We start from the raw sequence: 12,095 nt of genomic DNA, 5'->3' as shown, positions 1-12,095 counted from the left end.
ACCATGGGACCAGCCGAGGCGTGTCCGCCCGGCGGGCGGACGAGGCTACGACCATCAAACGCCTGATCCCACGATCGAGAGAAGCCCCAGCCAGCATGCCCACGCGCCACGACATCCGTAACGTTGCCATCGTCGCCCACGTCGACCACGGCAAGACCACCCTGGTCGACGCCATGCTGAAGCAGGCCGGCGCCTTCGCCGCGCACGATGCCGAGCACCTCGACGACCGCATGATGGACTCGAACGACCTGGAGCGTGAGAAGGGCATCACGATCCTGGCGAAGAACACCGCCGTGAAGTACCACCCCAAGGCCGGCGGGGCCCCGATCACGATCAACATCATCGACACCCCCGGCCACGCCGACTTCGGCGGCGAGGTGGAGCGCGGTCTGTCGATGGTCGACGCGGTCGTCCTGCTCGTCGATGCCTCCGAGGGCCCGCTTCCGCAGACCCGCTTCGTGCTCCGCAAGGCGCTGCAGGCCCGGATGCCCGTCATCCTCTGCATCAACAAGACGGACCGCCCGGACTCGCGGATCGACGAGGTCGTCAACGAGACCTACGACCTGTTCCTGGACCTGGACGCCGACGAGGAGCAGATCGAGTTCCCGATCGTCTACGCCTGCGCCCGTGACGGCGTCGCCTCGCTGACCAAGCCGGAGGACGGCACCGTCCCGGCCGACAGCGACAGCCTGCAGCCGTTCTTCAACGCCATCCTGGAGCACGTCCCGGCCCCCGAGTACGACGAGGCCGCGCCGCTCCAGGCCCATGTCACCAACCTGGACGCCGACAACTTCCTCGGCCGTATCGCGCTGTGCCGCGTCGAGCAGGGCGAGCTGCGCAAGGGCCAGACCGTCGCCTGGATCAAGCGCGACGGCAGCATGTCCAACGTCCGCATCACCGAGCTGTTGATGACCGAGGCGCTCACCCGTAAGCCGGCCGAGAAGGCGGGCCCGGGCGACATCTGCGCGGTCGCCGGATTCCCGGACATCATGATCGGCGAGACTCTGGCCGACCCCGAGAACCCGATCGCGCTCCCGCTGATCACGGTCGACGAGCCCGCCATCTCCATGACCATCGGTACGAACACCTCGCCGCTGGTCGGCAAGGGCGGCAAGGGCCACAAGGTCACCGCCCGCCAGGTGAAGGACCGCCTGGACAGGGAGCTCATCGGCAACGTCTCGCTCCGCGTCCTGGACACCGAGCGCCCCGACGCCTGGGAGGTCCAGGGCCGTGGTGAGCTCGCGCTCGCCATCCTGGTCGAGCAGATGCGCCGTGAGGGCTTCGAGCTGACCGTCGGCAAGCCCGAGGTGGTCACCAAGGAGATCAACGGCAAGACGCACGAGCCGATCGAGCGCATGACGATCGACTCTCCCGAGGAGCACCTCGGTGCCATCACCCAGCTGATGGCGACCCGCAAGGGCCGCATGGAGACGATGACCAACCACGGCTCGGGCTGGATCCGCATGGAGTGGATCGTCCCGTCGCGCGGCCTGATCGGCTTCCGTACGGAGTTCCTGACCCAGACCCGTGGCACCGGCATCGCGCACTCCATCTTCGAGGGCCACGAGGCGTGGTTCGGCGAGTTGCGCACCCGTCACAACGGTTCGCTGGTGGCGGACCGCTCCGGTTCGGTGACGCCGTTCGCCATGGTCAACCTCCAGGAGCGCGGTGTCATCTTCACCGAGGCCGGTACCGAGGTCTACGAGGGCATGATCATCGGTGAGAACTCACGTGCTGACGACATGGACGTGAACATCACCAAGGAGAAGAAGCTCACCAACATGCGTGCCGCCTCTGCGGACACCACCGAGAACGTGGTGCCGGCCCGGAAGCTGTCGCTGGAGCAGTCCCTGGAGTTCTGCCGCGAGGACGAGTGCATCGAGGTGACCCCGGAGACCGTACGCATTCGCAAGGTCGTCCTGGACCAGAAGGAGCGCGGCCGCACGGCCTCGCGCGCCAAGCGCAACTGACGCTTCGTCACAAACGACTCGGCCCCCTCGCCGTCAGGGAGGGGGCCGAGTCGTTCGTCAACTCCATTTTCCGGCTCGATCGTCCGGATAACGGACGCTGATCTCCGGAACGTGTGTTAAGGGTCCGTTTCGCGTGTGTCTGTCTGTGCTCAGTTTGTCCGGATTTCGGGCACTCGGGGTCGGGCGATGTTGTCAAAACGAGACCCATAAAGTGTGGTTAATGGCTCGGGCGTACTCAATAGTTGGCTCCATTGAGCTCGGGTCAACGGGTCAGGCGCTGTGGGGAGTGCCGACTCACGAGCACACTCGGGGCACTTGACGTTCACGCTGTCAGGGGTGTCAGCGCGCGTAGAACGTGCCCCTCTTGTAGTGACAAGTGGACTCATGAGGAGGAACCCATGCGCGGTGCCAAGAGCGCCAAGTGGGTAGCGGGTGCAATAGTCGTCGCCCTGGCAGCAACCGCCTGTGGTGGCGGAGACAAGGACAGTGGTTCCAGCGCCAAGGGTGGAGTTGACCCGAACGGGATCTTCTCGATCGAGCTGGGTGAGCCGGAGAAGCTCCTGCACACCGGTGACACGATGGAGTCCAACGGCTCCGCGGTCATGGCCGGCCTGTTCTCGACTCTGGTCGACTACAAGGCTGACGGCTCGCTGGAGATGATCAACGCCGAGTCGGTGGAGACCACCGACTCCAAGAAGTGGACCGTCAAGCTCAAGAAGGGCTGGACCTTCCACGACGGCACCCCGGTGACCGCCAAGTCCTACGTGGACGCGTGGAACTGGAACGCCAACATCACCAACGCCCAGGGTCTGTCTTCCTGGTTCGCGGACATCAAGGGCTTCGACGCCCTGCACCCGGAGAAGGAAGGCGCGAAGCCGACCGCCCAGGCCATGGAAGGCCTGAAGGTCGTCGACGACAGCACCTTCACCATCGAGCTGAAGACCGCGGTTCCGGCCTTCGGTCACAAGCTTGCCTACATCGTCTTCGCGCCGCTGCCGGCGTCCTTCTACAAGGACCCCAAGGCCGCGGGCGAGAAGCCGGTCGGCAACGGTCCCTACAAGTTCGAGAGCTGGGACCACAAGAAGCAGATCAAGATCGTCCGGTACGACGCCTACAAGGGCTCGAACAAGGCGAAGAACGGCGGTGTGGTCTTCAAGAACTACACCACCCTCGAGGCCGCGTACGAGGACCTGAAGTCCGGCAACGTGGACGTCCTGCGCCAGATCGGCCCGAAGGACCTCCCGGTCTACCGCCAGGACCTCGGCGACCGCGCCGTCGACCAGGCGTACTCGGCGATCCAGACGCTGGCCATCGCGTTCTACGCGGACCAGTGGAAGAAGCCGAAGGCGGTCGACCCGAAGGTCATCCAGGGTCTGTCCATGGCCATCGACCGCAACACCATCACCAAGACGGTGCTGCAGGGTACCCGTGAGCCGGCCACCGGCTGGGTCGCCAAGGGCGTCGTGGGCTACCAGGAGAACGCCGCGGGCGACGTCACCAAGTTCGACCCCGCCAAGGCCAAGGAGCTCATCAAGGCCGGCGGCGGCGTCCCGAAGAACGAGATCTTCATCCAGTTCAACGCGGACGGCGGCCACAAGGAGTGGGTCGACGCGGTCTGCAACAGCATCACCCAGGCGACCGGCGTCAAGTGCACCGGTGACAGCAAGCCGGACTTCCAGGCCGACCTGACCGCTCGTAAGAGCCAGCAGGTCAAGTCGATCTACCGCTCCGGCTGGGTGCTTGACTACCCCGTCAACTCCAACTTCATCAGCGACCTGTTCCGTACGGGCGCGGCGGGCAACCAGGGCGGATTCTCCAACAAGGCGCTCGACGCCAAGATCGCGACCGCTGACGGCGCCGCGACGCTCGACGACTCGGTGAAGCAGTTCCAGGCCATCGAGAAGGACCTGGTCAACTACATGCCGTCGATCCCGCTCTGGTACTACAAGGTCAACGCGGGCTACTCAGAGAAGGTCTCCGGCGTGAAGTACGGCCAGGACGGTGACCCCATCCTGACCGGCGTCGAGGTCAAGAAGTAATCGCCCAAGCGTAGTCCGCAGGCCGGTGCGGGGCTGACGACAGCTCAGTCCCACACCTTGGCTCTTACGCAGCGGCTGGGGGGCCCTTCCACGGCATTCGTGTACCCACTGGGGTGCGAATGCCGTGGGAGGGCTCGTCGGCTGCTGCTGTCACATCTCAACGGAGGCATGATGGGGCGCTATGTCGCACGACGACTGCTCCAGATGATCCCGGTCTTTCTCGGGACAACCTTTCTCATCTTCTTCATGGTCTACAGCCTCCCGGGCGACCCCGTGGCGGGGCTGTTCGGCGACAAGGGCGTCGACCCGGCGACTCTCGCCGCGAAGAGACACGAACTGGGGCTGGATCTCCCAATCTGGGAGCAGTACTGGAACTACATGACCAATATCGTCCTGCACTTGGACTTCGGTAACCAGATCCGCAACGGGCGGCCGGTCACCGAGGTGCTGGGCGACGCGTTCCCCATCACCCTGCAACTCGCGGCGCTGGCTTTCGCCTTCGAGCTCATCTTCGGCATCGGCCTCGGCGTCATCGCCGGTCTGCGAGCCGGCCGCCTCGCCGACAACGGGATCCTGATCTTCACTCTGCTGATCATCTCGATTCCGGTCTTCGTCCTCGGCTTCATCATCAAGTTGGTCTTCGCCTTCGAGCTGGGCTGGATATCGCCGAACGTGAGCAACGAGCAGAAGTGGTCCGAGCTGATCGCGCCGGCCATCGTGCTCGGCGGACTCTCGCTCGCCTACGTCGCCCGGCTCACCCGCACCTCGATGGCGGAGAACCTGCGCGCCGACTACATGCGCACTGCCGTGGCCAAGGGTCTGCCCAAGCGCCGGATCATCGGTGTCCACCTGATGCGCAACTCGATGATCCCCGTCGTCACCTTCCTCGGCACCGACATCGGCGCCCTGATGGGCGGTGCGGTCGTCACCGAAGGCATCTTCAACGTCAAGGGCATCGGCGGCGTCATCTACGAGTCGATCAGCCGACGTGAGGGCACCACCCTGGTCGGCCTCGTCACCATCCTGGTGCTCGTCTACCTCGTCACCAGCCTGCTCATCGACCTGCTGTACGCGGTCCTGGACCCGAGGATCCGTTATGCCTGACGTGACCAAGACCGCGGCTGTCGCGACCGAGGACGCCATCGCGCCGCCCTCCGCCGCCCCCGCGCCCCAGAAGCCGGAGAAGGCACGCAGCCTGTGGGGAGACGCCTGGGCGGATCTGCGCCGTAACCCCTACTTCCTGGTGTCATCGGTTCTGATCTTCTTCCTGCTGGTCATCACGGCCTTCCCGGGCTGGTTCACCAGTTCCTCGCCCACCGTCGGCGACCTGGTGCACCACTACCTCGGCAAGCCGGAGCTCGGCAGCGTCGGCTCGGAGGGCTGGCTCGGCTACGACGGCCAGGGACGCTCGGTGTACGCCCGCCTGATCTACGGCACCCGTGCCTCGGTCATCGTCGGCATCTGCGTCACCCTGATCGTCACCATCTTCGGCGGCGTCATCGGCATGCTCGCCGGCTACTTCGGCGGCATCATCGACGCGATCCTCTCGCGGGTCACCGACATCTTCTTCGGTATCCCGTTCCTGCTCGGCGCCATGGTCGTGCTGCAGTCCTTCACCGAGCGCACCATCTGGGTGGTCGTCTTCGCCCTCGCGTTCCTCGGCTGGACCCAGATCACCCGCGTCATGCGCGGTGCGGTGATCACCATCAAGCAGGCCGACTACGTCCAGGCCGCCAAGGCCCTCGGCGCCGGCACCACCCGGATCCTGTTCCGGCACATCCTGCCGAACGCCATGGCTCCGGTGATCGTCGTCGCCACCATCTCCCTCGGTGGCTACATCTCGGCCGAGGCGACCCTGTCGTACCTGGGTCTGGGCCTGTCCTCGCCCATCGTTTCCTGGGGCGTAGACGTATCCTCCGGTGTCCAGCAGATCCGTACGGCGCAGCACATCCTGCTGTACCCCTCGATCATGCTGAGCATCACCGTTCTGGCGTTCATCATGCTCGGCGAAGCCGTCCGCAACGCCCTCGACCCCAAGCTGCGCTGAGGAGGGCGTACGACATGACCATCATTGACAAGACCGCGTCTGTCCCCGCCCCGCGCGACGGCAACGACTACGAGGGCTCGCTCCTCGAAGTCCGTGACCTGCATGTGGAGTTCCACACCCGTGACGGTGTGGCCAAGGCGGTCAACGGTGTCAACTACAGCGTGAACGCCGGTGAGACGCTCGCCGTGCTCGGCGAGTCCGGCTCCGGCAAGTCCGTGACCGCGCAGGCGATCATGGGCATCCTGGACATGCCGCCCGGCAGGATCCCGCAGGGAGAGATCTTCTTCCGCGGCCAGGACATGCTCAAGATGTCCTACGAGGAGCGCCGGCAGATCCGTGGCCGCAAGATCGCCATGATCTTCCAGGACGCGCTCTCCTCGCTGAACCCGGTCCTCACCGTGGGCTACCAGCTCGCCGAGATGTTCCGGGTCCACGAGGGCCTGTCCAAGAAGGAGGCCAAGGCCAAGGCCATCGAGCTGATGGACAGGGTCAAGATCCCGGCCGCCGCGGCCCGGGTCAACGACTACGCCCACCAGTTCTCCGGCGGTATGCGCCAGCGCATCATGATCGCCATGGCGCTGGCCCTGGAGCCGGACCTGATCATCGCCGACGAGCCCACCACGGCTCTTGACGTGACGGTCCAGGCTCAGGTCATGGACCTGCTCGCGGAACTCCAGCGCGAGTACAACATGGGTCTGATCCTGATCACCCACGACCTCGGCGTGGTCGCCGACGTCGCGGACAAGATCGCGGTCATGTACGCGGGGCGGATCGTCGAGACCGCGCCGGTGCACGAGCTCTACAAGCGCCCCGCGCACCCGTACACCCGCGGCCTTCTCGATTCGATTCCGCGCCTGGACCAGAAGGGCCAGGAGCTCTTCGCCATCAAGGGTCTGCCGCCCAACCTGCTGCGCGTACCGTCCGGTTGTGCGTTCAACCCGCGCTGCACCATGGCGGAGGACATCTGCCGCTCCGAGATCCCGGCACTGCTTCCGGTCTCCGAGCAGGACGGCACGGAACTGGTCGGCCGCGGCAGCGCGTGCCACTTCTGGAAGGAGACGATCCATGGCTGAGCTCAACAAGTCCGACGAGCCCATGGACGCCACCCCGAACGTCACCGACGTCGAGACGGTCGATGCCGCCACCGAGGCCGAGGCGGTCGCCGCCATCGAGGCGCCCATTTCGCAGGGTGAGCCGATCCTTCAGGTCCGCAACCTGGTCAAGCACTTCCCGCTGACCCAGGGCATTCTGTTCAAGAAGAACGTCGGTGCGGTCAAGGCCGTGGACGGGATCTCCTTCGATCTCTACCAGGGTGAGACGCTCGGCATCGTCGGCGAGTCCGGCTGTGGCAAGTCCACGGTCGCCAAGCTGCTGATGACGCTGGAGCGGGCGACCGCCGGCGAGGTCTTCTACAAGGGCCAGGACATCACCAGGCTGTCCGGCCGCGCGCTGAAGGCCGTACGCCGCAACATCCAGATGGTGTTCCAGGACCCGTACACCTCGCTGAACCCGCGCATGACGGTCGGCGACATCATCGGGGAGCCCTTCGACATCCACCCCGAGGTGGCGCCCAAGGGTGACCGCCGCCGCAAGGTCCAGGAGCTCCTGGACGTCGTGGGTCTCAACCCGGAGTACATCAACCGGTACCCGCACCAGTTCTCCGGCGGCCAGCGCCAGCGCATCGGCATCGCCCGCGGCCTCGCGCTCAACCCGGAGATCATCATCTGCGACGAGCCGGTCTCGGCCCTGGACGTCTCGGTCCAGGCGCAGGTCATCAACCTGATGGAGAAGCTGCAGGACGAGTTCAACCTCTCCTACCTCTTCATCGCCCACGACCTGTCGATCGTCCGTCACATCTCGGACCGGGTCGGCGTGATGTACCTCGGCAAGATGGCCGAGATCGGTACGGACACGCAGATCTACGACCACCCGACGCACCCCTACACCCAGGCGCTGCTGTCGGCGGTCCCGGTTCCCGACCCGGCCGCCCGTGAGGGCCGCGAGCGGATCATCCTCGTCGGTGATGTGCCGTCGCCGGCGAACCCGCCGTCCGGCTGCCGCTTCCGCACCCGTTGCTGGAAGGCCGAGGAGAAGTGCTCCACGGAGGTCCCGCTGCTGGCGATCCCCGAGCGCTTCAAGGGCGCCGACACCCCGGCGGCACACGAGTCCGCGTGCCACTTCGCCGAGGAGAAGGACGTCGTCCACGCGGCGTAGTGCGCTGTGCATGAACGAAGGGCGCCCGGACCATATGGTCCGGGCGCCCTTCGTTGCGTACGGCCCGAGAAGTCATGTGTACGCCGTCGACACGCGGAAGGTCACTCGACCGGCAGCTTTACCATCCACCTGGATGCCCTGAAAGTGCGTTAAGTCGCGCATGGCGTGATATTCGGTCCTAAGTAAGGCTCAGGACTCGGGAGGCACTCCATGCGTGGAGCCACGCACGCCAGATTCGCCGCATGCGCGGTGGCTGTCGCCCTCGCGGCGACGGCCTGCGGCGGCGACAGCGACAGCGGCGGCGGCGGTGGCGCCGACGGGATCGTGAAGTCCTCATGGGGTGATCCGCAGAACCCGCTGGAGCCCGCGAACACCAACGAGGTGCAGGGCGGCAAGGTCCTCGACATGCTCTTCCGCGGACTCAAGCGGTACAACGCGAAGACCGGCGCGGCCGAGGACATGCTCGCCGAGAAGATCGTCACCACGGACTCGGTCAACTTCACGATCACCGTCAAGGACGGCTGGACCTTCAGCAACGGCGAGAAGGTCACGGCGAAGTCCTTCGTGGACGCCTGGAACTACGGCGCCCAGCTCAAGAACAACCAGAAGAACGCCTACTTCTTCGGCTACATCGACGGCTACGCCCAGGTCCACCCGGACACGGGGCAGGCCACCGCCCAGACGCTCTCCGGGCTCAAGGTTGTCAACGACCAGACCTTCACGGTCAAGCTGAACCAGAAGTTCTCCACGTTCCCCGACACCCTCGGCTACTCCGCCTTCTCGCCACTGCCCCAGGCGTTCTTCGACAACCACGACGCCTGGCTCTCCAAGCCCATCGGCAACGGCCCGTACACCGTCGCGTCGTACGCCAAGGGCTCGCAGCTGTCCATGCGCACGTGGGACGCCTACCCGGGCACCGACAAGGCGCAGAACGGCGGCATCGACCTGATTGTCTACACCGACAACAACACCGCCTACACCGACCTGACCGCCGGCAACCTCGACCTCGTCGACGATGTGCCGGCCGCGCAGCTCAAGAATGTGCAGGCGGACCTCGGAGACCGGTACATCAACACCCCCGCCGGCATCATCCAGACCATCGCGTTCCCGTACTACGACAAGGCCTGGGACACCCCGAACGCCGCCAAGGTCCGCACGGGCCTGTCCATGGCGATCAACCGCCAGCAGATCACCGACACGATCTTCATGAAGACACGTACGCCCGCGAAGGACTGGACCTCGCCCGTGCTCGGCGCGGACGGCGGCTTCAGCGAGACCCTGTGCGGTACGGCCTGTGAGTACAACCCCACCGAGGCGAAGAAGCTCGTCACCGAGGGCGGCGGCATCCCGGGCGGCCAGCTGAAGGTCTCGTACAACGCGGACACCGGCTCGCACAAGGAGTGGGTCGACGCCCTCTGCAACAGCATCAACAACGCGCTGGGCAACGACCAGGCCTGCGTCGGCAACCCCATCGGCACCTTCGCCGACTTCCGCAACCAGATCGGGCAGCACAAGATGCCCGGTCCATTCCGGGCCGGCTGGCAGATGGACTACCCGCTCATCCAGAACTTCCTGCAGCCGCTCTACTACACCAACGCCTCGTCCAACGACGGCCTGTGGACCAATGCGGAGTTCGACAAGCTCGTCGACCAGGCCAACGCCGAGACCGACACGGCGAAGGCCGTCCAGACCTTCCAGCAGGCCGAGGAGGTCGTACGCGACCAGATGGCCGCCATCCCGCTCTGGTACCAGAACGGCAGCGCCGGCTACTCGGAACGTGTCTCCAATGTCGCGCTGAACCCCTTCAGCGTGCCTGTCTACAACGAGATCAAGGTCAGCTGACGGCGGAAGGAAACCGGCCCGGCGTCCCCTGCGCGCCGGGCCGTCCCTCTTCCCACGACCCCCGGAGCCCTCATGGGACGTTATGTGATCCGGCGTCTGCTGCAGATGATTCCGGTCTTCTTCGGCACCACGCTGCTGATCTTCCTCATGGTGAACGTCATGGGCGACCCCATCGCGGGCCTCTGCGGCGACCGGCAGTGCGACCCCGCGACGGCCGCACAGCTGCGCAAGGAGTTCGGCCTCGATAAGCCGGTGTGGCAGCAGTACCTGACGTACATGGGCAATGTCTTCACCGGCGACTTCGGCACCGCGTTCAACGGCCAGGAGGTCACCGAGCTGATGGCCGAGGCCTTCCCGGTCACCATCCGGCTCACCCTCGTCGCGATCTTCTTCGAGATCGTCATCGGCATCACCCTGGGTGTGATCACCGGTCTGAAGCGCGGCCGTCCCGTCGACTCCGGCGTGCTGCTGCTCACTCTGGTGGTCATCTCGATCCCGACCTTTGTCATGGGTCTTGTTCTCCAACTCCTGCTGGGCGTCGAGTGGGACATCATCGAGCCCGCCGTCTCACCTCAGGCGCCGCTCAGTGAGCTGCTGATCCCCGGACTTGTACTCGCCTCGGTCTCGCTCGCCTATGTCACCCGGCTGACCCGGACCTCGATCGCCGAGAACGCCCGCTCCGACTACGTCCGGACCGCGAAAGCGAAGGGGCTCCCTCCAGGGCGGGTCATCCGCCGCCATCTGCTGCGGAACTCACTGATCCCGGTGGTCACCTTCATCGGCGCGGATGTGGGCGCCTTGATGGGCGGCGCGATCGTCACCGAGCGCATCTTCAACATCCACGGCGTCGGCTACGAGCTCTACCAGGGCATCGTGCGCCAGAACACCCAGACCGTCGTCGGCTTTGTGACCGTGCTCGTCATCATCTTCCTGGTGGCGAATCTGCTGGTCGACCTTCTGTACGCCGTACTCGACCCGAGGATCCGGTATGCCTGAGCCGAAGCAGCCGTACTCCAACGGCGGGGCCATGGCAGGCACCGGCGCGGGTGGCACGATGGACCTCGCGACCACCGAGGGTGAGACGCTGGAGAAGACTCCAGGCGGCCCGATGGGCACCGGGCCCGCCGAGAAGCCCCGCAGTCTGTGGTCCGACGCCTGGCGCGATCTGCGGACCAACCCGATCTTCATCATCTCCAGCCTGATCATCATCTTCCTGGTGATCATCTCCATCTGGCCTTCGCTGATCACGACGCAGAGTCCACTCCACTGCGACCTCGCCAAGGCCCAGCAGGGTTCCCAGCCAGGTCACCCCTTCGGCTTCAACGGGCAGGGCTGTGACGTGTACACGCGTACGGTCTACGGCGCCCGGGCTTCGGTCACGGTCGGCGTCTGCGCCACCGTCGGTGTCGCGCTGATCGGTTCCGTCCTGGGCGGTATCGCCGGCTTCTACGGCGGGGCACGGGACGGGGTCGTGTCGCGGCTCACCGACATCTTCTTCGGTATCCCGGTGGTCCTGGGCGGACTGGTCTTCCTCTCCGTCGTCTCCAACTCCACCATCTGGCCGGTCGTCGGCTTCATGGTGCTGCTCGGCTGGCCCCAGCTCTCCCGTATCGCGCGCGGCTCGGTCATCACCGCGAAGCAGAACGACTACGTCCAGGCGGCGCGGGCGCTCGGCGCATCCAACTCCCGCATGCTGCTGCGGCACATCGGCCCCAACGCCGTCGCTCCCGTGATCGTCGTGGCGACCATCGCGCTCGGCACCTACATCTCCCTGGAGGCGACCCTGTCGTTCCTCGGTGTCGGCCTCAAGCCGCCGACCGTGTCCTGGGGCATCGACATCTCCTCCGCGTCGCCGTACATCCGCAACGCCCCGCACATGCTGCTCTGGCCGGCCGGCGCACTGGCGATCACCGTGCTCGCGTTCATCATGCTCGGCGACGCGGTGCGCGACGCCCTCGATCCCAAGCTGCGCTGAGGAGCCCG

9 protein-coding genes are annotated in these 12,095 nt (G+C 65.7%); all 9 read left to right on the top strand.

The window, feature by feature from the left end:
- Positions 1-95 precede the first annotated feature (95 nt).
- Positions 96-1,970, top strand: coding sequence for a translational GTPase TypA (gene typA, locus OHA61_RS12970; RefSeq protein WP_406303195.1), 1,875 nt, complete (start codon positions 96-98; stop codon positions 1,968-1,970).
- Between the two features lie 398 nt (positions 1,971-2,368).
- Positions 2,369-4,009, top strand: coding sequence for an ABC transporter substrate-binding protein (locus OHA61_RS12965; RefSeq protein WP_406303194.1), 1,641 nt, complete (start codon positions 2,369-2,371; stop codon positions 4,007-4,009).
- Between the two features lie 171 nt (positions 4,010-4,180).
- Positions 4,181-5,113: an ABC transporter permease gene (locus tag OHA61_RS12960; protein WP_406307336.1), complete on the top strand. Its 933-nt coding sequence runs from the start codon at positions 4,181-4,183 to the stop codon at positions 5,111-5,113.
- Positions 5,106-6,056, top strand: a complete 951-nt coding sequence (locus tag OHA61_RS12955; RefSeq protein ID WP_406303193.1) for an ABC transporter permease — start codon at positions 5,106-5,108, stop codon at positions 6,054-6,056. The genes OHA61_RS12960 and OHA61_RS12955 overlap by 8 nt, the downstream gene beginning before the upstream one ends.
- Before the next feature lie 14 nt (positions 6,057-6,070).
- Positions 6,071-7,129 (top strand): ABC transporter ATP-binding protein, encoded by a 1,059-nt coding sequence (locus tag OHA61_RS12950; RefSeq protein WP_406303192.1) that lies wholly within the window; start codon positions 6,071-6,073, stop codon positions 7,127-7,129.
- A complete protein-coding gene (locus tag OHA61_RS12945; RefSeq protein ID WP_406303191.1) occupies positions 7,122-8,270 on the top strand; it encodes an ABC transporter ATP-binding protein in 1,149 nt (382 codons plus the stop codon). Before OHA61_RS12950 ends, OHA61_RS12945 begins: the two co-directional genes overlap by 8 nt.
- 210 nt (positions 8,271-8,480) lie before the next feature.
- Positions 8,481-10,112: an ABC transporter substrate-binding protein gene (locus OHA61_RS12940; RefSeq protein WP_406303190.1), complete on the top strand. Its 1,632-nt coding sequence runs from the start codon at positions 8,481-8,483 to the stop codon at positions 10,110-10,112.
- Between the two features lie 72 nt (positions 10,113-10,184).
- On the top strand, positions 10,185-11,108 hold the full coding sequence (locus OHA61_RS12935) for an ABC transporter permease (RefSeq protein ID WP_406303189.1): 924 nt from the start codon (positions 10,185-10,187) through the stop codon (positions 11,106-11,108).
- Positions 11,101-12,087: an ABC transporter permease gene (locus OHA61_RS12930; protein WP_406303188.1), complete on the top strand. Its 987-nt coding sequence runs from the start codon at positions 11,101-11,103 to the stop codon at positions 12,085-12,087. Before OHA61_RS12935 ends, OHA61_RS12930 begins: the two co-directional genes overlap by 8 nt.
- Positions 12,088-12,095 lie beyond the last annotated feature (8 nt).

Source organism: Streptomyces sp. NBC_00885, from assembly GCF_045207475.1.
Classification (GTDB): domain Bacteria; phylum Actinomycetota; class Actinomycetes; order Streptomycetales; family Streptomycetaceae; genus Streptomyces.
The sequence above is the reverse complement of the archived record's forward strand: the minus strand, read 5'-3'. Positions and strand labels throughout refer to the sequence as shown.